The following is a 21,259-nucleotide window of genomic DNA, read 5'->3' as shown; positions in this document are numbered from 1 at the left end:
CCGCTCATCGACGTCTAGAACCGTGTTTCTCTCCACCCGGGTCAGGGACCCCGCGCGAGCAGCGGCCCGGGTTCCCCGTCCTGGCTCGCTTCATCGGTCGGAGGTCCGCCACGGCGGCCTTCCACTGGCGCGGGTCGGAGAACCGCGATCCGCGGTCCTCCAATGCACCGAGGAGACGTTTGCACACCGAGCAGAACGAGATTGGCATCGTCTGTGGCCAGTGCGACCTGTGGAGCCCGATGGGCACCGCGCGTTGCTCTGAGTGCGCGAACGACTTGGCCCTGTTCACGACGCGCCGGGCGAGCTCGACGACCACGCCGGCCCGGCGCTCCCCCACGCCCGCGGCCGGCAGCGCGAGCGCCCGGCTCGACCCGACGAGCGCGCGCGGTCAGGGCCGGGGCCCCAAGACCACCTCGTCCAAGAGCGAATTCGCCGAACTCTCCCAGGAGGAGCTGATGGAGCAAGCCCGTAACTACGTCTGCCGTTCCTGCTCGAGCGGTGTCCCCTCGGGCCACAAGTTCTGTGGGAGGTGCGGAACGGCGGTCCCGCCCGAGATCCTCAACGCGCAGACGCTGTTCTTCGGGGACATGCAGAACCCGGCGAAGGCGAAGCTGATCCTCATCCGCGGCGAGGGCATGGACGGCCTCTCGTTCCACCTCAAGGCGGAGCAGCACATCGTCGGCCGCAACGGGCAGCTCGTCTTCCCGGACGATCCGTTCGTCTCGCCGAAGCACGCGAACTTCTTCTACCGCGACGGCAAGCTGGTGGTGCGCGACGAGGGCTCGCTGAACGGCGTGTACATCCGCGTGCGCGGCACGATCGACATCACGCCGGGCGACACGTTCCTCGCGGGCGAGCAGCTCTTCCGGCTCGATCCGACGCCGCGCGCCTCCGACGGCCAGGATCCGGACGGGACCTTCTTCTACTCCTCGCCGAAGCACCCGAGCCCGTTCCGCCTGACGCAGGTGCTCCAGGGCGGCGCGGTCGGCATGACCGTCTGCGCGCGCGGCACCTCGCTGCAGATCGGGCGCGAGGGCGGCGACCTGAACTTCCCCGTCGACCTGTACATGTCGGGCTCGCACTGCCGCCTCGAGGAGCACAACGGCAAGTTCACGCTGACCGATCTCAACAGCCGCAACGGCACCTACGTGCGCATCAAGAGCGAGCGCGAGCTCGCCCACGGCGACTACCTCTTCATCGGCCGCAAGCTCCTGCGCGTCGAGCTCAACACGAACTAGCGCTGGCCCGCGGGCGCGGCGCCCCTCGCCATGACCACCGCGCGTCTTGCCCTCGATGTCCTCCGCGCCGGCCCGGTAGCGGCGGGCGCGACGCTGTGGCGCAGCCGCGGCCAGCTCCACGTGACCCTCGTCGCCAAGGCGACCTTCGCGCTGGTCCCCGGCGGCGAGGCGCGGCGGATCGAGCCGCTGGAGCTGGTGCGGAGCGAGGTCTACACGCGGGGCAACCCGATGAAGCCGCTGCTCGCGGCGAGCGATCTCGCGCCCTGGCTAGCGCGCGCCGAGGTGGTGCTCACCGGGCACGCGTGGGCGCCCGGCGGGGCGCCGGTCCGGGGAATGGCGGTGCGGCTCGCGATCCTGCGCGCGGGGGCGGCGCTGGTGGACAAGCGCCTCGAGGTCGTGGGCGATCGGGCGGGCGGCGCGGCGGCGGCGCTGCCCGAGCCGTTCGTGAAGATGCCGATCGAGTACCAGCGCGCGTATGGCGGCCCCGGTGAGCCGGAGAACCCGCTCGGCGTCGGGGCCGGCGCCGACGAGCGCGTGGGCGGCGGCGGCGCGCTGCCCAACCTGCTGCCGCCGGGCGGGGGGCGCGCGCCGGTCGGCCTCGGGCCGATCCCGCCGATCGTGCCGAGCCGGGCGCGGCTGCTGCGCGGGCTCGCGCGCGCCGAGCTGGAGGGGATCGCGTCGATCCCGGACGATTTCGACTGGTCGTACTTCCAGTCCGCGCCGGCGGATCAGCGGTTCGATCGGGTGCTCGGCGGCGAGGAGATCGTGCTGGAGGGCCTGAGCCGGCACCACCTGGCGCTGGCGACGCGCCTGCCAGCGCTGCGGGCGCTCGCCACGATCCTCCTGCCGAACGGCGCGGCGCGGTGGCTGCCGCTCGTGGGCGACACGCTGATCGTGCAGCCCGACGCCGAGCGCTGCGCGGTGGTCTTCCGCGGGAGCTTCCAGGTGGCCTCGGAGGAGGTGCTCTCGGCGCTGCGCGCCGCGGTGGGCGTGGAGGTCGGGGACGAGCCCGTGCCGTGGCCGGACCTCAGCGAGGCGCCCGTGGGCGCGGCGGGCGCGGCTGCGGGGGAGAGCGCGAAGCGGACGGACTGGAGCTCCACGGTGCGGCTCGGCGAGGGCGACGTCGTGGATGCGCCGGTGAGCGTCGCGGGCGTCGCGGCCGGGCGAGAGCCGGCGCGCGAGGGGGCGCACCCGCTCGAGGGCACGTTCCCGCTCGATGACACGCTACCGCCGACGGGGAGCGAGCGGAGGCCGCGCGAGGCGCGCACCGTGCCGCTGCCGCCGGTGAGGGTCCGAGGCCCGGGCCAGGACGACGCGGTGAGCGCGCCGTTTCCGATCGCGCCTGCCGGGGCGCGCGGCGAGCGGGAGGGCGGCGAGCGCCCGAGCGCGCCGTGGGCGGCGGGCGGCGCGGCGGCGGTCCCGGCGATCGCGTCGCCGCTGGAGGGCACGGTCGATCTGAGCGAGCCGGAGGCCGCGCCTGCGCCTGCGCAGACGGCACCGTCGCCCGCGCAAGACGTCGCGCCTGGGCCTACGCCCGTGCAGATCGCAACGCCTGCACCTGCGCCAACGCAGGCCGCCGCGCCTGCACCTGCGCCGACGCAGGCCGCCGCGCCTGCGCCGGTCGCCACGCCCGCGCCCGCGCGCGCCTCCGAGCCGCTGCCCGCGCCGGAGCGCGATCCGCAGGTCGAGCGTTCACCCGAGCCGCGCGCGCCGACTCCGGCGCCGTCCGCGCCGAAGCAAGAGCGGCCCAACCTCCTCGGCAGCCTGTACAAGCGCTTCCGCAAGGACTGAGCCGGAACAAGGATGGAGGGACCAACCATGTCGGAGGGAGCCGTGGTTCGGGAGCGCGCCACGTCCGCGCGCGCCGAGGAATACCTGGGGCCGGCGCACGTGCTGGAAGCCCGCGGACAGGCGGCGGTCGTCGAGCTGCCGGACGGGGAGAGCGCCGAGGCGACGATGGCGCTGGCGATCCCCTATGCGCCAGCGGTGGGCGACGTGCTCCTCGTGATCGGCCGGGGCGCGCGCCTCTATGTCATCGGCGTCCTGCACGGGACCGGCAAGGTGACGCTGGAGCTCCAGGGCGACGTCGACGTCCGGGCGGCGGGCGGCGCGCTGCGCCTCTCTGGGGACCGGGGCGTGGAGCTCCGGGGTCCGGAGGTGGACCTGCACGGCGACAAGGTGCGGGTGTTCGCGGGGTCGCTCGTGCAGAAGGCGGCGTCGCTCGTCCAGCGCGTGACGGACCTGTTCAGCCTGCACGCGCGCGAGAGCCACACGGTGGTGGACGGGTCGGCGACGACGAAGGCGAAGAGCGCGACGGTGCTGACCGAGGAGACGATGACGATCAACGGGAAGGAGATCCACCTCGGGTAAACAGGGAGGACGCGCATGAAAAAAGCCAGGCGGTTGAGCCACAGCGGGCACAAGCTCGGGACGGACGCCGCGACCGAGACGGAGGGCGGCGCGGCGACCCTCCGCAATTCACAATCGATCCAGGCGCAAACCGAGACCCGGACCGACGCCCCCGATGCGAAGGAAACCGGCGAGACGAAGGACGAAGAGAGCGAGCCCGAGCCGCCGAACCGGAGCACGCCAGGCTCCGTGCTGGATCTGGCCCAGAAGACGGCGCTCGAGGCGTACCATGCCTCGTCGAACAGCCGCGAAACCGGGCTCGAGCTCCAGGTGCTCGACCTCCGGGTCGATCGGAGCGGCGCTCTCCTCGACGTGGCAGAGCGCATCATGAAAGCTGCGCGCAAGACGATCTCCGAACCGACCGCTCCGCCCATCGCGGAGCTCACGTGGTGGCCCTTCAAGTCCATCAACAAGCGAGAGGACACGAGGGACAAGGCACGTCAGAAAGAGCTCTCTTATGCGGCCTGGGTCAACGCAAGGCAGATGGCGTATACAAGGGCCAAGACGGGCACGTCGCCGCTGCACATGAGCATGAACCAGGTGCGGGCCTTTGGAGCGCGGGTCGCGCAGGAGAAGGTCGGCAATTGCCTCGAGCTCTCCGCGTTGACGATCTGGCTCCTCTCCCATCCAGAGGAAGCCCACGGCGCGGAGGTGGACATGGTGCGCCTCGGCAAGCGGCTGCCCACCGCGGATAACGGCGGCTTCGCGAGCGGAGATCACGCCTTCGTCGTCCTGAACCCGCCGGAGGCCGACGAGAACGGCGGATATCCGGGCGACTTCGACGACTGGGGCGAGGCGATCATCATCGACCCCTGGGCGAACATCGCCTGCAAGGCGCGTGACTTCCCGGAGCGATGGCAAGAGAAGATGCGGAAATGGAAGCGCAAGGGGAAGGAGATCGACACCGTGACGAAGGACGGCGCGGGCACGAGGCCGCCTGACCAAGAGCCCTGGATCGACGGCATCGTCGTGTTCGAGAAGATCTCGGTCACGAAGTCGCCGCCGCCCGAGCCGACCCCCGGCGGCGAGGCGAAGGACGAGCACGACGCGGAGGCAGACGACCATCACGGGCAGAAGTGCGCTATCTGCAGTGTCATGTGAGAGCGCGGCGAAGCTGACCGAGGAGACGATGACGGTCGACGGGGAGGAACTCCTCCTCGGTAGCTTCCCGGGCGCCGATCGCCCTGGCCACCAGCCGCCTCAGGGGCCTGGGTAGCTCGGGTGGTGCTGGATGATGTGATCGGTGTGACCGGAGTTCTTCTGGTCATCGTAGTAGTTCTGGAAGTCCGTCCAGGGGCGGTCCGGCCTCTCGAAGCCCGGCGCGAACCGGTTCAAGAGCGCGTAGCCGCGATCCAGCTGCTCCATCTCCTTCATGATCTGGTAATGGCGCTGCGCCGCCTCCCACTCCGAGCGCTCGACCGCCCTCCCGTAGGCTTCGGGATCGACGAAGCTGCTCATGCCGGGCTTCAGGCCCGTCGCGTCGGCCCATGCATTGCACATCTCGAAGATGATATCGGAGTCGGTGCGATGCTCGCCTCCGGGAAGATTGAGGCCGATGGAGATGATGCGCCGATTCCCGGCTCGATCGTAGAAAGACACGTTGTCGTTGGTGATGATGTATTCGACGTCGCCGTCCTGGAGAACCCGGTCGACCATCGCCCGGAAGATGGCTGAGCCATGGTAGACCGCGTCGAAGACGCCCTGGGGTCTTCCCGGCGGGATCGTGACACGCCCGGGCTGCGGAGTCGGAGGAGGAGGCGGTGGCGGATTCGGAGGCGGCGGTGACGGCTGAACGATCGGAGGATTGCTCGGGGTGCCATTGTGGTACTGGGCGACGAGCGCCGAGTCCACGCGTTGCTGATTGCGTTTCCGGTACCCAGGCTCCGGATCGGAGAAGCCGAACGTCTGTGCGAGCGCCGACCTGCGCCAGGTGCCGTCCTCCGCCTTCGTCAACCGTTGGCGGCGTGCTGCGGGCCCGGCAGGCTGGTCGCCGGTGCGTTTCTTCGGGCTTCTGGTGACGGATAGGGTCTTGGTGCCAGACTTTCCCCGACCGCCGGTCGCGTTGTTCCGCGGTCTCGACGTACCCCCGGGGCTCTGCTGCTTCTTCTTCCTGTTCGTCACGGCCACCACCCGCGACGACCAGCGCCGCGCCGACCTGTCGGATCCTACAGACCGCCTGGACGGGGGGGCACATAGCCTGTCCCCCCATGATCCCACCGGTACGTGTTGTCGGGCAGCTTGTCACCCAGATCCACCACGTACGGCGTGACCGTTCCGTCCGGCTGCTGGACATAGATGAACCCTATGCCGCGCGATCCGGTCGAGAGGTGCTGGTGCGACATCCTGCCCTCGGCGGCGCGATGGTGCCGATCGTTGAGCTGGCCGCGCCCGAGGTCTCTCAGGATCCGATCGCCCTCGGGTGACGCCCGGATATCACCTTCGGTGATGCCGTTCAGGTACTGCACCGGGTTCATCTCCCAGGTGCCGGAGTCATTCGGTTCGAACCGCGCGCGCCGGAGGGCGACGGCGTGCGCGCGCGCGTCCGCCGCGTTTTGCTGGTGCATGAGGTGGTTTCGCAGCTGCTCTAGCTCTCCCCTGGCAGTCGCCTGCTGCCCCGTACCCCAGAAGTAGGCGTCGGGAGCGGTGCTGAGGATGGCGAGCCTGCCCTTGGCCCATGCGCTCAGCGCAGGATCAGCGGATCGCGACGCCGACTCGAGCTCACGTTTCAAGTAGTTGGCCAATCCAACCAGAGCGTGATGCTCGACCTCTTCCGGCGACGGCGGCGGCGGCGCTGTCGGCGGCGGTGCCGCCGTCGTCGGCGGTACCAGCGGCACTGTCGTCGTCGTCGGCGGCGGTGGCAGCGGGGCCGGCGCCGCCGGCGGCGATGCCGGCGGAGGTGGCAGCGGGGCCGGCGCTGGCGGAGGCGGCGCCGGCGGAGGCGGCAGCGGGGCCGGCGCTGGCGGAGGCGGCGGCTGGGAAGCCGCCCCTCCCCGATACCATCGGACCAATGCCCCGCCGACCCCGCCGGCCAGGATGCCCAGGCCCGCGCCAACCGGGCCTGCAACCATCGCCCCCACGGTCGCCAGGACCGTCGCGGGGGCTCCCAGGGTTATCGCCGTCTGCGTGGTGGGGAGGTACGCGGTGACTGAAAGCGTTCTGGTGGCAGCATTTCCCCCACCGGCCGTCGCGTTGTTGAGCGGTATCGAGGTGCCGCCGGGGCTATTCTGCTTCTTTTTCTTGTTCTTTTTCTTCACCCCGGCCACCCCCTGGCGGCCGTCTCGCCAGGATCCGGGTCCACACCCACCCCCTGCACCTCCGCGCCGCCCGGCAACGTCACCCGCACCGCCGCCGCCATCCGCGCGCCCCCCTCGCCCGCGCAGAGCGCCTGCCCCACGCCTTTGCCGTGAGTCCTCTCCCCTGCGATCCCCGCCCGCCCGTGCGCCTTCAAGCACCCCGCGAACAGCTCCGCCGCCGACGCCGTCCCGCGGTTCACCAGGATCGTCACGGGCACCGTATACGGCTCCTCCTGCCGCGAGCGATAGACCATCTCGTCCCCGTCACCGTCGGTCACCGTCGCCACGACGCTCCCCGCCGGCAGGAAATCCCCCGCGAGCTCGACGAACGCCCGCAGCTCTCCTCCAGGGTTGTCCCGTACATCGATGACCAGCTCCCGCATCCCCTCCGCCTCGAGCGCCCGCATCGCCCGGTACACAAGCGCCGGCACGTCCAGCGAGAACACCCGGATCCGGATCACCCCGACACCATCGCTCAGCAGCGCGTGCTCCACGTTCCCCGCGCCCGCGAGCACCTCCGCCGGCGCCGCCGCGCACGTGTAGAACACGTTCACCGCGCTCGGCACCAGCACCGCGCCCACCGCGTTGTTCCCGGCGTTCCCGGTCGTCGGACACGTGAGGTTGATCGCCGGCAACCCCTCGATGATCACCTTGGGATTGCCCGCCACGTAGGCGCCGAAATCCATGTAGAGCGGGTGCGCCACCCCGGGCTCCATCCCGAAGGTCATCGGGATGGTCGTGCCGAGGTTCAGCGCGTTCATCATCGACACCTTCACCTTCACCGAGAAATTCACCGCCATCGCGTTGAGCGCGAAGTTCGGGTACGGAATCGGCACCACCACCGGCCCCACCGGCGTCAGGCACACGTCCGGAAACCCGATGTTCATCCCGGCGCCGTTGTTGCTCGCAGGCAGCACGTGTCCGCTCCTTCCGCTCTTATCGCGGCGGACGCGGGGGCGTGTACGCCTCCGCCTCCAGCCGGTCGACGTCCGTCCGGCGCGCGCCGAGCAGCCTCGCGCCGGAGAAGCGCGCGCCCTTGTCGTGGAGGGCGTGCAGGTTGGCGCCGCCGAGATCGGCCTCGCTGAAGTCGGCTTCCTCGACCCGCGCGTGCGACAGGTTCGCGCGCTCGAGGCGCGCCGAGAGGAAGAGCGCGCCGCGGGCGTCGGCATGATCGAGCATCGCGTCCCGAAGATCCGCGGCGGCGAGGTTCGCGCCGTCGAGGTCCGCCCGGGTGAACGTGGCGTACCGGAGCATCGCCCGCGAGAGCTTCGCCCCGCGCAGCGAGGCGCCGCCGAAATAGGCGGCCTTCGCCACGACGTTCGGCAGGCTCGCCCCGTCCAGCGCGGCCTCGCGGAGCCTGGCCTGCGTCAGGATGGATCCCTCGAGATCGGCGCCGCGCAGGTTCGCCTTCGAGAAATCGCTGCCCATGAAATCGCAGTCGCGGAGGCTCATCCGCTCGAGGTTCGCCTCCATGAAGGCGCAGCGGTGCACCGTGAGGCCGGCGAACGAGACGGCGCGCAGATCCACGCCGGTGAAATCGACGCGATCGAAGATCGTCTTGCCGAGCACGGCGCCCTCCAGCGCGGCCCCGCGGAGGAGCGCCTGCTGGAGCACCGCGCGCGTCAGGTTCGCGCGGGAGAGCCGCGCCCTGTCGAGGATGCAGCGGACGAGGCGCGCGGCCGTGAGATCGGCGCCCTCGAGATCGGCCTCGATGAGGATCACCGACTCGAGATCGCGGCCCGAGAGGTCCACGCCGCGGAGGATCGAGCGCGAGAGGTCGCAGCCGAGGAGGCTCGCGCCCCGGAGGTCCGCGCCGGTGAGATCGCAGTCCGAGAGGATCGAGCGCTCGAGGCGGGCGCCGCGCAGGCTCGCGCCGCGCAGATCGGCGCCGCGCAGCGAGCAGAGGGAGAGATCCGCGCCCGCGAGGTCGAGGCCGGAGAGATCCGCGCCCGTGAGGTCGGTCCCGGCGAGGTCCTTGCCCGCGAGCTCGGGCCGGCCGAGCTTTGCCTCGTCGAGGACCACGCCGTGCATGCGCTTCGGGAAGCGGGCGCCGCGCAGGTCCGCCTTGACGAAGACCGCGCGGTCGAGCTCCGCGCCGTCGAGGTCCGCGCCGCCGAGATCGGCCCCCACGAAGGCGCCGGCCTCGACGCGGGCGCGGGCGAGGCGCGCGCGGCGGAGGTTCGCGCGGGTGAACGAGGCGCGCGCGACGCGGGCCTCCGTGAGATCCGCGCCCTCGAGGTTCGCGAGGTCGAGGCGCGAGCCCGAGAGGGTCGCGCCGACGAGCCGGGCGCCAGACCAGTCCGAGCCCACCGCCTCGACCTCGACGATCGTCGCGCCGGAGAGATCGGCGCGGGCGAGGCGCTGGTACGAGAGCTTCGCGCGGGTGAGCGTCGCGCCGGCGAGGCGCGCGCCCTCGAGGTTCGAGCCGAGCACGAGCGCGCCGTCCAGCGCGCAGCCCGCGAGGTCCGCGTCGCGCAGGTCGCACTCGACGAAGTGCGCGCCCGAGAGCGCGCTGCCCGCGAGCCGCGCGCCGCGCAGGCTGGCGCGGAGGAACTTGACGCGGGAGAGATCGAGGTTCGTGAGATCCCGGCCCGAGAGGTCGAGGCCGTCGAGGCGGGCGCCGTGGAGCGGCGCGCCGGAGCGGATGCGGTCGAGGAGCTCCTCGACGCTCTTCACGCGCCCTCCAGGCTCGAGCGCCGCAGGTTCGCCCCCTTGAAATCGCAGCCGGCGGCGCTCGCGCCCTCGAGGCGGGCGCCGTACAGGCTGGCCCCGGCGAAGGAGGCGCCGTCGAGGCGCGCCTTGCACAGGTCGGCGCCGAAGAGGTCGGCCTGCGCGAGGTCGGCGCGCTCCAGCGAGGCGCGGTAGAAGCGGCTCCCGCGCAGGACCGCGCACGCGAAGCGCGCGCCCCGGGCCGAGGCCCAGGAGAGGTGCGCCCGCGGGAGGGACGCATACCGGAGATCGGCGCCGTCGAGCTTCGCCCGGAGCAGCGCCGCGCCCTCGCCGCGCGCTTCCACGAGCGTGGCGCGCTGGAGATCGGCGTCGGTGAAGCTCGTGCGCGGCAGGGACGCGCCCGTGAGATCCGCGTCCGTCGCGGAGGATCCGGCGCACATGCACCCGACGAGCGACGCGCCCCGCAAGGAGGCCCGATCGAGCTTCGCCCCCCGGAGGACGGCGCCGTCGAGGTGGAGCTCCTCCCCGTCGATCTCGCGCAGGTCGGCCTCGTCGAGCAGCGCGCCGCGCCCCCGCGCCCTCGCCAGGCGGGCGCGGGCGAGATCGGCGCGGGTGAAGATGGCCTGATCGAGCGTCGCGCCGCGCAGATCGGCGCCCGCGGCGCGCGCGCCGGTGAGGTTCGCCTGGGAGAGATCGGCGCCCGGGAGCGCGGCGCCCTCGAGGTTCGCCTCGAACAGCACGGACCGCGAGAGATCCGCGTTCGAGAGGTTCGCCCCCGCGAGGTTCGCGCCCGAGAGGAGCGCGCCGGAGAGCTTCGCCCCGGAGAGGTCCCGGCCCGAGAGATCCTGCCCGGAGAGATCACGCCCCGAGAGGTCGGCGCCGGGGCCGGGCTCGGGCGGCGGCGCCGCGGCCTCGCCGGGGAGCCGGTAGCCGGGGACGATCTCGCGGAGGCGGGCATCGCGGAGCAGCGCGTCGAGGCGCTCGACGCCCTCGAGCGCCGTCCCGCGCGCGGCCGCGTCCCGCCGGAGCTTCTCGACGCGCGCGACGAGCGCGTCGAGCGCGCCGCCCATGGGGACGCGCGGCGTGCCCGCGGGCGCGGCCGGGAGGTACGCGGCCTGCCGCTGCGCCGGGAGCCGCGCGAGCGCCTGGGCGACGGTGCGCTCGAGGTCGACGCCCTCGGGGGTGCGCAGGGCCCGGAGCTTCGCGACGAGCTGCCGCACGCGGTCCTGCTCCGGCGCGTGGAGGCCGCCGAGCCGCTCGGCGAGGAGCTTCGACACCGGATCCGCCTCGTCCGCGGCGGCGCGCGGCGGCCGCGGCGCGCCGTCGCGGACGAGGTCGTAGGCGTCGCGCACCTCCGGCGGGAGGTCCTCGAGGCCGCGCGGATCGCGGGCGAGCTGGGCGAGCTTCTCCCGGTAATCGTCGAGCGGCAGCGGCGCAGCCGAGAGCGGCTCGGCGGCGATGACGACGGCGCGCACGTCGGCGAGATCGTCCTCGGCCACCTCGGCGTGGCCGCGCCAGGTCAGCGTCACGAGGCCCGCGTCCGGCTCGACGAAGAGGGTGTCGAGGCTCATGCGGGCGTCCTGCACGCGGCCCTGGGCGTCCTCGACGACCGCGCGGATCCGGAGGCCCGGCAGGCGGAAGGAGGCGGTCTGCGCGGCGGGGTGGAGGTTCAGCAGCGTGACCTCCTCGTCGCCGCGCAGGTGGCCGGCGAGGCGCTGATCCGGCGGGGCGGCCTGGAAATAGGCCCAGTCGAAATCCTCGGCGTACCAGGGGGCGCGAGCCTTCCGGTACGAGGGGCCGTACTCCTTGCCGAGCATCCGGCGGTGCTCGGGCGAGTCCGGGTGGATCGGCCCGAAGGGCGCGGGCACCTGGCGGCCCTCGCGCGGCGCCGGAACGAGCAGCGATTTCGACCAGCTCCCGACCGCGAACCCCACGGGGTGCTCGCGCTGCGGCTCGCCGGGGGGCGGGTGGCAGGCGCCGCGGAGCAGGAGATCCGCGGCCGGCTTCCAGTCGGCGAAATCGCCGGGGTACGTGCGCTCGCCGTCGCGCTCGCCGTCGCCTCCCTCGAAGGTCTCGGCGGTCAGCGCCCCCTGCGCGAGCTGCCCTTCCAGCGGCGCGAGCGGCTCGCCCAGGCGGAGCGAGAACCGGCCGCGGACGACGAGGACGACCTCGGGCTGCGGCGGCCTGCGCGAGCAGACCTTGGCGCCGAAGGGGAAGGGCGTGAGGTTCCGGGTCTGCATCAGAACAGGTTGATGACGCCGGACATCACGCTGTACGCCCCGGTGCTCACCGACTCGGCCGACGAGACGCTCGCGCAGATGTTCTTCACGTTGGTGCGGAACTGGGAGAGCTCCTGCCGGTTGGTCAGGTTGAGCTCGGCCTTGGGGCCCATGTTGATCGAGACCCCCGCCGTGAGCGAGACCTCGAGCATGGCCGCGATCGTCAGCTCGACCAGCCCGCCGATCGTGACCTCCTCGGTGGCGCCGACGGTGATCGACGCCGCATTGCCGATGGTGACGTCGCTCGTATTGCCGAGGGTCACCGACTGGACCTCGCCGATGGTGGTATCCGACACGAGCGAGGCGGTCGTCGTGCTGGACACGGTGCTGGCGGCGGTCTCGTCGCTGATCGACGTGGCGCTCGTGGTGCTGGAGATGGTCTGCGCGGTGGTCTCGTCGCTGATCGCGGTCGCCGTCGTCTTGCTGGCGATCTGATCGGCCCAGGTCTCGTCGGAGATCAGCGGCACAGGGCAGGCCGCCGAGCCGGTGTACGACTCGATCCGCTGCGCCCAGGTGGAGCTCAGGCACGTGGGGTTCGGCCGCTCGGCCGTGGGGGCCTCGGAGCCGGTGATGCTCGTTTGCTTGTTGCCATAAAAGCGATCGAACGTGTCGCCGTGATAGGTGGTGTCGACGTCGCCCTTCTCGGTCTTCTCGGTGACCTTCCAGGTGCCGTTGTAGTTCTGGACCCATTCGATGGTGGTGGCGGCGGTCCAGAGATCGGTGGCGTCCTGGATATGGCCGCCGGAGACGTCCCAGCCGGCGGTGTCCTCCTGCCGACCGAGGACGAGCATGCGGTAATTGCCCTTGATGACCTCGACCTTGTCGCCGCGCGTGGTGGTGATGCGGTTGCCGTCGGAGTGGTCGCGCCAGCCGCCCTTGGTGTGGAGCTTTGCGGTCTCGGCCTGCCGCTCGGCCTCGGGGAGGAAATCGGGGCAGCCGTCGCGCTTCCGGGTGTCGTCGATGAACGAGGTGACCCGGGCGGCGAGGTCCTCGCCGGTCGCCCTCGGCGCGCCCGGGCTTCCGGCGAGGCTCGGGTCCTTGACCGCGCCGAGGCGCAGATACGAGCCCATCGCCTCGGCGTCGGACGCCGCGTCGTTGAAATTCGGGACCTCGATGAGGAGGTATTTCCCGTTGATACCCTCACCCTCGCGCGTACCCATGCGTGCCTCCGCGTCGGGTACAGTACCAGGCGAGCCGCGGAGGAGGCGCGACGATGAACCGAGAGCCGACGGAACCCCTGAGGTGCAGCGAGCCGTCCCCACCCGCCGCCGCCCCGCCGTGCGGTGAGCCCACGGCCGCGACGGCGCACCGCGCGCCCAGCGCCGTGACGATGGCCACGGCGTCCCCCGCCGCGCGCATCCGCGAGGCCCCGGACGCAGGGCCCCCGTGCAGCGAGCCGATCGCGCGCGCGGCGTGCGCCGAGAGCCCGGAGGAGGCGGCCGGGCCGGTGGAGGATCCCCCGCCAGCGCCGTCTCCGGACGACCGAGAGCTCCTCGAGGCGCCGGTGCGAGCGAGCGCCGGAGGGCCTCGCGAGGTGCCGCCATCGCCGCCGCGGGCGAGCGCCGGAGGGCCGCGGGAGCTCCCGCCGTTGCGCCCGGGGGCGAGCGCCGGAGGGCTGCGGGAGCTCCCGCCGTCCCAGGGCGGCCCAGGGGCGCCCGATCACCTGCCGTTCCGCGGGCTCGGCGCAGCGGAATCCGTGCTGCGCCCGCCGCGCGCGGCGCCGATGGAAGCGCTTCGAGAGGCGACGGCCGCGCTCCGGGACCGGGCACGGCAGGCGCCGATCCTGCGGCTCGACTCCAGCGATTTCTCCTGCGACCTCCTCCGGGTGCGCGGGGTGCACGGCAAAGAGGCCATCGGCCAGCTCTTCTCGTTCGACATCGATGTCGTGTGCAGCGACGGCGCCGAGCTCTCGATCGAACAGGTGCTGGGGGCGGCGGCGTCGCTCGTGTTCGAGGTCGAGGGCGCGGACGAGCGGACCGTACACGGCATGATCGCCGAGGTGGAGGACCGGCACGAGACGGAGACGGCTCTCCGCTCCTACCGGCTCCGGCTCGCGCCGCGGGCGTTCCGCGCGACGCTGGTGGAGCTCCAGCAGGTCTTCCTCGACATCAGCGTGCCAGAGCTCATCCAGCACAAGCTCGCGATGGTGGGGCTCGGGCCCGAGGACGTGGTGATGCGCCTCTACCGCGATCACCCCCAGCGGGAGATGATCGTCCAGTACAAGGAGACGGATCTGGCCTTCATCTCGCGGCTCGCCGAGCACCTCGGGATCTCGTTCTTCTTCGAGCACGAGTCGGGCCGCGACGTGATGGTGTTCACCGACGAGCCGACGGGCTTCCAGCCGCTGCCGGGGGGAGACGCGGTCGTGTTCCGGCCGCGGGGCGAGCGGCGCGACATGTTCGAGCTCAGGGAGCAGGCCAGGGCCTTCCCCGCGACGTACGTCATGCAGGAGTACAATTACCGGACGCCAAGGCTCGACATGACGGCGGCGCACGAGTCGCCGGCGGGCCTCGGGGGCGGCGTCGTCGAGTACGGCGCCCACCACAAGACGCCGGAGGAGGGCCAGCAGCTGGCGCGGATCCGCGCGGAGGAGCGGGCCTCGTCGAGCCGCTATTTCGAGTGCCAGAGCGACGAGCTCCGGCTGATCCCGGGGGCCGTCTTCGCGCTCGAGGGCCACCCGCGGCTCGACGGCGAGCGGTTCCTGGCCGTCGAGGTCGAGCACCGCGCGGTGCAGCCGGTGGCCATCGAGGGCGGGGCCGGCGGCGAGCAGGAGTACGTCAACCGCGCGCGCCTGGTGCGCGCCACGCAGGCCTACCGCCCGCCGCGGGCGGCGCCGCGGCCGAAGATCCACGGGGTGGTGACGGCGCTGGTGGAGCCGCTCCCGGACGGCGAGATCGGGGAGGTCTCGCCGATCGACGAGCAGGGGCGCTACCGGGTGCGCTTCCACTTCGACGCGGGGGATCCCGCGTCGCGCGCGTTTCCGTCGCGGCTCGTGCGGATGATCCAGCCGCACGCCGGGCCGAACTACGGGATCCACTTCCCGCTCAAGCCCGGCATCGAGGTGCTGATGGTCTTCGTCGACGGCGACCCCGACCGGCCGATGATCGTGGGCGCCGCGCCGAGCCCGATCACGCCGTCCCCGGTGACGCGGGAGGTGAACCTGATGCACCGGATCGAGACGTCGACCGGCATCCTCATCGAGATGCGGGACTGCCCGCCGCGCGGGTGACGCGGGCCGCCGCTACTTCTTGCGCCCCGATCGGCCGCTCAGGCGGCTGATCGCGTCGCCTGCGGCCCAGGCGACGCGGGCCGCCGCGTTCAGGGAGCGGACCATCGCCTCGGGCACCTGCGCGATCAGCCGCTCCAGATCGACCGGGCCGTCGATCGACGGCAGGAGCTGCTCCATCAGGTCGGCGAACAGGTCGTACTTGCGCGACAGGTCGTCGAGCCGCGAGCGCATCGCGTCGGCCTCCGCGCCCTGCGCGTCGCCGAGCAGCGAGAGCGCGCGCCGCGCGAGGGCGCGCTTGTCCTGCACCACGCGGCGCAGGCGGCCGAGGTACGCGCCGACGATCACGTCGGGGTACTTGCCGCGCAGCGCGAACGAGTCGTGCCGCGCGCCCGACTCCCGCCGGCGCTCGATGATCCCGGCCGCCTCGAGGCCGCGCAGGTTGGCGAAGATGTTGCTCTTGGAGCGGCCGAGCTCCTGGCTGAGCTCGTCCATCGAGCGCGGCTCGTCCGCCAGGTAGAGCGCCGCCACGACCTGCCCACCCAGCCGGGTGATGCCGGGGAACGACGCGGCGATCTCGGCGCCGACCCCCTCGAGCAGCGCCTGCCGCGCCGCCGCGACCCGCTCGTCCGAGGCGCTCCCGTCGCCCCCCTCGCCCGTTGCGGGCGGCTGCGGCGGGTGCGCTGTCGGCGACGTCGGCCTCCGGGCGGTCATGATGGGTGACTCACATAACGATCTTTCGCGGGTGCGCCAAGCGGCGAGCGCGCCCACACCCCGTATGCCTGGCCTGATCGCCCCGGCGCGGGAAGCCCGCTCAGGAATCGTCGGTGCAGACGTCGACGGACCCGGCGCGCGGCTTGCTCTTGTAGATATCGGCCGGGCAGCTGCCCCAGCGCGAGACCATCTCGCCCACCTCGATGGCCAGGCTGCTCGACCAGTCCCGCGCGCCGTCGAAGCGGGCCCGGATGATCCCGTTCGGGTCGATGATCCACGTCTCCGGGTAGAGCTGCGTGCCGTACTGGTCCATCACGACCTTGGACTCCGGGTCGAAGAGGACCGGGAACGGCGGGTCTCCGTTCAGGGCCACCTTGAGCGCGTCGCGCACGTCGTCCGGACCCTCGTCGGTCGAGACGGTGAGGACGACGATGTCCTTCCGCGACTGGGCGATCCTGCCGAGCTCCGCGAGCGCCGGCATCTCCTGCAGGCACGGGGCGCAGGTCTTGGTCCAGAAGTTCAGGAAGACCGTCTTGCCCCGGAAGGACGACAGCCGGACGGGCTTGCCGTTCATGTCCGGCAGCTCGAAGTCCGGCGCGAGCCGGTTCCGACCGGCGTACGCGGGGCGCAGGGCGCAGATGGCCTCGCAGCCGGTGGTGCGCTGGTCATTCTGCGCGGCGTGCACGAAGCCGTAGACGGCGACGGCAGCGACGAGGATGAAGGCGAGCTGCGCGATGGTCGTCCACTTCACGGGGGTTCGCATAGCGTAGCGCGGCGCAGGGCGAAAGCGGGCCGAAACGCCCCGCCCCCGCTCCTCGACGCGGCGCTTCACTCCGGGCCGGAGAGCAGCCGCTCGAGCCGCCGCTCGTCGACGCGGTACTTCATGATCTTCCGCCCATCGAGCTCGACCACGGGGACCTCCCAGTCGTACAGCGCTCGCTTCTCCGGGCTGGCCTCCCGGTCGAGGTCGACGACGGCGAGCTCGAACGGCAGCCGGGCGCGCACGCGCTCGAGCGCGGCGTGGGCCTCCTCGCAGAGGTGGCAGCGCTCGCGCGTGAAGAGGGTCAGCGTCTTCATCGTCACGTGGCACCCTCCGGGCCGGGCTGCCGCGCCGCTCACCCCGCCGCGAGCAGCGGCAGGCTCTGGCGGCGCGGCGGCTCCGGCCGCTTGATCTTCTCGAACGCGCGCTCGTAGTCCCGGAACGAGCCGCCCGCGTGCACCGCCTGCAGCACGGCGTGCCCCTCGGCCTCGCCGCCGGCGGCGAGCACCGCCTCGACCCACGCCCAGCGCGCGCTCGTGGCCCGCACGTCCGCGCGGCCCCGCAGCCCGCGGCGGAGCCGGTCGAGCCGCTTGTTCACGACGTCGATCCCGGCGAAGCGCGCGCCGTGGAGCGGCGTGTTGCGCTTCGGGCAGAACGGCGCGATCCCGAGCGCGACCGGCACGATCCGGGACAGCTCCGTGACGAAGGAGACGCACTCGTCGACGTCGGCGTCGGTCTCGCCGGGGACGCCCACCATCAGGTACAGCTTGAGCCGATTCATCCCGTGCTGCCGCGCGAGCTCCGCGGCCCGCTGGAGGTGCCTGGGCCGGGCGCGCCGCTCGAGCGTCTCGCGGACCCGCTCGCTCGTGCCGTCCATCGCCGTCGTGAGCGTCTTGTAGCCCGCGAGCCGCAGCGCGCCGACGAACTCGTCGGTCAGCCGGTCCGGCCGGAGGCTGCTCAGCCCGACCTCGCAGCCCCGCTCGGCGAGCGTCCGGACCACCTCGACGATCTTCGGGTGATCGCTGACCGCGGCGCCGACGAGGCCGACGCGCCTCGCGTCCTCGGGGATGAGCTCGAGGAGGCGCTCCTTCGGGACGATGCGCATGCCGCCGTTGGTCGAGCGGCGCATCACGCAGTAGGTGCACCCGCGCGAGCAGCCCCGCTCCGCCTCGATGAGGAACATGTTCGAGAGCTCGGTCTCCTCGGCGCGGATCGGCGACCAGGCGGGAAGGAGCGCGTTGTCGCACTGCGCGACCGGGGGCATCTCCGCGCCGTGGCGCGCGGGGACGAAGACGTGGGGGAGGGCCGCCAGCGCGTCGAGCGCCGCCTCCCGCGACGAGGCGTCCCGAAGCACGCGGAGCGCCTCCACGGCCAGGGTGTCGGCCTCGCCCATGATGATCGCGTCGGCGAACACCGCGAGCGGCAGCGGGTTCGAGAACGTGAGCGGACCGCCCGCGAGGATGAGCGGATCGCGAAAGGAGCGCTCCTCCCGGAGCGCCGGTATCCCTGCCAGCTCGAGCAGGCGGACGACCCCGGCGAGCTCGAGCTCGTAGGCCACCGAGAGCGCGATGACCGGGAAATCGGAGATGGGGCGGAGCCCCTCGTACGTGATCGGGGGGCCGTCCGCGCCCTGGCCCTCGTCGTCCGGCAGGAAGGCCCGCTCACACGCCATCCCGGGCTCGGCCTGGATGGTCTTGTAGATCTGGAGGAAGCCGAGCGAGCTCATTCCGGCCCGGTACGGCGAGGGGTAAGACAGCGCGACGCGGAAGGGCGCCTGCTTGTCGATACGACCGATCTCGCCCGCCAGGCGGCGGCGGATCGTGGTCGTCATCGCGCTTCGAGACATCGACCCAGCGTCGCTCAGGGGACGTCCAGGCGCAAGGATGGGAGGCCAGCTGACAGCCGTCCGGAGCGGGGATTTTTTCCAGCTCACGGCCCACCGTTCTCCAGGGCATGTCCGGCGGCGGCCCCTCCGCCGCGGGGACCGGGGGCCGGGCGCGGCGGCTCGCCCGGGCGGGACCAGAGGACGCGCTCGCCGTCGGTCTGCCAGGTCAGGGCGCCGCCGCGGTCCGTGCGCGCGATCGCGACGCCGCCGGCCGAGAGGCGGGAGAGCACCTCCGGGCTCGGGTGCCCGAAGCGGTTGCGGACGCCCGAGGACACGGCGGCGATCGAGGGGTCGACGGCCGCGAGGAGCGCCGCGCCGGTCGACGTCCGGCTGCCGTGGTGCCCCACCTTGAGCAGATCGGCGTGGAGCGCGGCGCCGTAGCGCGCCACGAGCGCGTCCTCGGCCTCGTGCTCCGCGTCGCCCACGAGCAGCGCGGAGCGCGCCCCGTAACGGATGCGCAGGACGAAGGAGTTGTCGTTGGCGCCCCGGTCGGGGTGGAGCTCCGGGCACGGCGCGAGCACCTCGATCGTCGCCCCCGAGAGGACCCGCGGCCTGCCGCAGAGCGAGTCGGGCCGCACGATGGGCACGCCGCGCCGGCGCAGGTCCGACAGGAGCTTCCGGTAGACCGGGCCCGCGCCCTCGACCTCGCCCTGGCCGGTGTCCCAGAGCTCGCCGACCTCGACGCCCTCCACCGTGGTCGGCAGGCCGCCGAAGTGATCGGGGTGCGGGTGCGAGAGGACGACGGCGTCGAGGCGCGCGCGGCGGCGCGCCCGCAGGAGCGGCCGGAGCACGCGCGCGCCCGTGTCGACGGGGCTGCCCACGAAGCCGCCCGCGTCGACGAGCATCGCGCCGCCCTCGGGGAGGTCGATCAGGATGGCGTCGCCCTGCCCCACGTCGAGGACGTTGACGCGCAGCACGCCGCGCGGCGCGCCCGCGCGCGTGGCGACGCCCTCGAGCAGCAGCCACGCGCCGGCGCCGGCGGCGAGCGCGGCGAGCCGGCGGACGCGGCGCTCCGCGGCCCACGCGAGCGCGATCGCGGCGGCGAGCGCGGCCAGCTGGGCGGGCGACGGCTCGGGCAGGCGCAGCACCACGCCGGTGTCCGCCGAGGCGCGGGCCACGGCGCGGACCGCGAGCAGCGCGCCCGACCCGACGAGCGCGCAGCCGCGCTCGACCGGCGGCGCCCACGAGAGCACGGCGTGCGCGAGGCAGAACGGGAGCGCCGCGAGCTCGCCGATCGGCGCGGCGACCACGTTCGCCGCCACGCCGAGCAGCGGGAACGTCTCCCCGTTCATGAGCAGCAGCGGCGCGCACCCGAACATGGCGGCGAGCGTCGTCGCCAGCGGCGCGAGGACCTTGCGCGCGAGCTCCCGCGGCGGCGACGCGCCCGGCCCGCCCCCGGCGCCGCCGTCGCCGCGCTTCCCCTCGCCGGGCACGAGCAGCGCGGCGAGCGGCCGCTGCAGCCAGAGCAGCCCGGCGGTGGCGGCCGCGGACAGGCCGAACGAGAGATCCCACGCGACGAGCGGATCCACGGCGGCGGCGCCCGCGAGCGAGAGGGCAAAGCAGCGGACGCCCACCGGACGGAGGCCGAGGAGGCGGGCGCCCATCGCGCAGCTGAGCATCGCCGCGGCGCGCATCGCCGAGCCGCCGCCGCCGGCGAAGTCGGCGTAGAGCCACGCGGCCGGCACGCACAGCGCCGCGGTGATCCGGCCCGCGTCCCACCGGGCGGCGATCGGCCCGACGCGGACGAGGATCGCGCGGAGCGCCGCGGCGAAGCCCGCCACCGCGAGCACGAGGTGCGTCCCCGAGACCGCGAGCAGGTGCGCGAGGCCGCTCTCGCGGAACGCCTCTTGGTCCTCGGGCGCGAGGTCGGTCTCGCCGAGCACGAGCGCGCGCCCGAGCGCCACCGCGTCGGGGTGGAACGTCGCCTCGATGCGCCCGCGCACGAACGCCCGCGCGCGATCGACGGCCGCGCGCGGGTCGATCGCGCGCCCCTCCGACGTCCGCCGCGCCTCGACGATCGTCCCGCTCGCGACGATCCCGCTCCGCGCGATCGCGGCGGTCGCGTTCCGGAGCCCCTCGTTCCGGAACAGGTGGATCGGCGCGAGGTCCACGGTGACCTCGAGCCGGTCGCCCCGGGCGAGGTCCAGCGGCGCGCCGTAGAGGCGCGCCCGGAGCGGCCCCTGCAGCGCTCGCCCGCCGCACGTCCCGCCGGAGAGCTCCACGTCGATGCGCGAGGCCGGCGGCTCGTCCTCGCCGCGCTCCGCCGCGGAGCGCCGCTGCGCCGCCCCGACCACGACCGGCGAGCCGACGACGGCGCACGCCACCTCGCAGCGCGCCGGCGGCTGCAGCAGCGCGAGGGCGCCATCGTAGGCGGCGCCCGCGCCGTCGAGCAGCGCGCGGGCGCGGAGGCCGCTCACGACGAGCGCCACCCCGGCGGCGGCGAGCGCGGCGCGGCCGGCCCGGCGGCGGAGCGCCGCCGCGGCGAGCGCGGCGCCGAGCGCCGTGGCCAGCGGAGAGAGGGCGAGCGGCGCGCCCGCGGCGAGCGCGAGGCCGAAGAGCAGGACGGGATCGATCACGGCCCCGCCGCCCCGCAACACCTGGGCCGCGCGCGTTCCCGCGGAATTTCACGGGGGAACGGCCGCCGCGCCCCTGGCGCCGCCATGGCGGCGCCGGGCGCGGCGGCGCGCCGGCCGATCCTGCAAGAGCTCTCTGTTATGTGGGGGGAGCAACGAGCCGAGTCGGTCATCGTGCCCGGCGCGCGTGCACGACCGCGGCTTCGCCTCTA

Annotated in this window: 16 protein-coding genes; 5 read left to right on the top strand and 11 right to left on the bottom strand. The window is 73.3% G+C overall.

Translation table 11 applies throughout. The features are described from left to right. Positions 1 to 179: 179 nt before the first annotated feature. Genes WME82_RS45165 through WME82_RS45150 form a run of 4 tightly spaced genes read left to right on the top strand, consistent with a single transcriptional unit; the run spans position 180 to position 4,748 of the window. Positions 180 to 1,238: an FHA domain-containing protein gene (locus WME82_RS45165; RefSeq protein WP_437742589.1), complete on the top strand. Its 1,059-nt coding sequence runs from the start codon at positions 180 to 182 to the stop codon at positions 1,236 to 1,238. A 30-nt stretch (positions 1,239 to 1,268) separates the two neighbouring features. After that, the gene (locus WME82_RS45160) at positions 1,269 to 3,029 is read left to right on the top strand and encodes a DUF2169 family type VI secretion system accessory protein (protein WP_438040366.1); all 1,761 of its coding nucleotides are present in this window, start codon (positions 1,269 to 1,271) and stop codon (positions 3,027 to 3,029) included. 27 nt (positions 3,030 to 3,056) lie between these two features. After that, positions 3,057 to 3,608, top strand: a complete 552-nt coding sequence (locus tag WME82_RS45155) for a DUF3540 domain-containing protein (protein ID WP_437742587.1) — start codon at positions 3,057 to 3,059, stop codon at positions 3,606 to 3,608. A gap of 15 nt (positions 3,609 to 3,623) precedes the next feature. Continuing rightward, positions 3,624 to 4,748, top strand: a complete 1,125-nt coding sequence (locus WME82_RS45150) for a hypothetical protein (RefSeq protein WP_438040365.1) — start codon at positions 3,624 to 3,626, stop codon at positions 4,746 to 4,748. A 99-nt stretch (positions 4,749 to 4,847) separates the two neighbouring features. Here WME82_RS45150 and WME82_RS45145 read toward each other — a convergent pair whose 3' ends face one another. The 6 genes from WME82_RS45145 to WME82_RS45120 form a co-directional block, all read right to left on the bottom strand. Then, positions 4,848 to 5,600, bottom strand: coding sequence for a hypothetical protein (locus WME82_RS45145; RefSeq protein ID WP_438040364.1), 753 nt, complete (start codon positions 5,598 to 5,600; stop codon positions 4,848 to 4,850). A gap of 212 nt (positions 5,601 to 5,812) precedes the next feature. Continuing rightward, positions 5,813 to 6,376 carry a hypothetical protein gene (locus tag WME82_RS45140; RefSeq protein ID WP_437742584.1) on the bottom strand — a complete coding sequence of 188 codons (564 nt, stop codon included), beginning with the start codon at positions 6,374 to 6,376 and terminating at the stop codon, positions 5,813 to 5,815. Between the two features lie 521 nt (positions 6,377 to 6,897). Continuing rightward, the gene (locus tag WME82_RS45135) at positions 6,898 to 7,857 is read right to left on the bottom strand and encodes a S41 family peptidase (protein ID WP_438040363.1); all 960 of its coding nucleotides are present in this window, start codon (positions 7,855 to 7,857) and stop codon (positions 6,898 to 6,900) included. A gap of 19 nt (positions 7,858 to 7,876) precedes the next feature. Further along, a complete protein-coding gene (locus WME82_RS45130; RefSeq protein ID WP_438040362.1) occupies positions 7,877 to 9,616 on the bottom strand; it encodes a pentapeptide repeat-containing protein in 1,740 nt (579 codons plus the stop codon). Further along, the gene (locus WME82_RS45125) at positions 9,613 to 11,850 is read right to left on the bottom strand and encodes a DUF2169 family type VI secretion system accessory protein (protein ID WP_438040361.1); all 2,238 of its coding nucleotides are present in this window, start codon (positions 11,848 to 11,850) and stop codon (positions 9,613 to 9,615) included. Before WME82_RS45125 ends, WME82_RS45130 begins: the two co-directional genes overlap by 4 nt. Further along, positions 11,850 to 13,049: a hypothetical protein gene (locus WME82_RS45120; RefSeq protein WP_438040360.1), complete on the bottom strand. Its 1,200-nt coding sequence runs from the start codon at positions 13,047 to 13,049 to the stop codon at positions 11,850 to 11,852. The genes WME82_RS45125 and WME82_RS45120 overlap by 1 nt, the downstream gene beginning before the upstream one ends. A 53-nt stretch (positions 13,050 to 13,102) precedes the next feature. Between WME82_RS45120 and tssI the strand changes: the two genes are divergently transcribed. Then, a complete protein-coding gene (tssI, locus tag WME82_RS45115; RefSeq protein ID WP_438040359.1) occupies positions 13,103 to 15,118 on the top strand; it encodes a type VI secretion system tip protein TssI/VgrG in 2,016 nt (671 codons plus the stop codon). A gap of 12 nt (positions 15,119 to 15,130) precedes the next feature. On the opposite strand, the gene WME82_RS45110 is transcribed toward tssI, so the two are convergent. The 5 genes from WME82_RS45110 to WME82_RS45090 form a co-directional block, all read right to left on the bottom strand. Continuing rightward, positions 15,131 to 15,829, bottom strand: a complete 699-nt coding sequence (locus WME82_RS45110; protein WP_437742578.1) for a GbsR/MarR family transcriptional regulator — start codon at positions 15,827 to 15,829, stop codon at positions 15,131 to 15,133. Between the two features lie 100 nt (positions 15,830 to 15,929). Continuing rightward, the gene (locus WME82_RS45105; protein ID WP_437713126.1) at positions 15,930 to 16,580 is read right to left on the bottom strand and encodes a TlpA family protein disulfide reductase; all 651 of its coding nucleotides are present in this window, start codon (positions 16,578 to 16,580) and stop codon (positions 15,930 to 15,932) included. A 77-nt stretch (positions 16,581 to 16,657) separates the two neighbouring features. Then, positions 16,658 to 16,906, bottom strand: a complete 249-nt coding sequence (locus WME82_RS45100) for a glutaredoxin family protein (RefSeq protein WP_438044993.1) — start codon at positions 16,904 to 16,906, stop codon at positions 16,658 to 16,660. Positions 16,907 to 16,944: 38 nt separating this feature from the next. Next, complete coding sequence (locus tag WME82_RS45095; RefSeq protein WP_438040358.1) at positions 16,945 to 18,435, bottom strand: B12-binding domain-containing radical SAM protein; 1,491 nt, start codon at positions 18,433 to 18,435, stop codon at positions 16,945 to 16,947. An 83-nt stretch (positions 18,436 to 18,518) separates the two neighbouring features. Then, on the bottom strand, positions 18,519 to 21,050 hold the full coding sequence (locus tag WME82_RS45090; protein ID WP_438040357.1) for a DNA internalization-related competence protein ComEC/Rec2: 2,532 nt from the start codon (positions 21,048 to 21,050) through the stop codon (positions 18,519 to 18,521). Between the last annotated feature and the right edge of the window lie 209 nt (positions 21,051 to 21,259).

The sequence above is a fragment of the Sorangium sp. So ce128 genome, from assembly GCF_051525245.1.
In the GTDB taxonomy this organism is placed as follows: Bacteria; Myxococcota_A; Polyangia; order Polyangiales; family Polyangiaceae; genus Sorangium; species Sorangium cellulosum_B.
The sequence above is the reverse complement of the archived record's forward strand: the minus strand, read 5'-3'. Positions and strand labels throughout refer to the sequence as shown.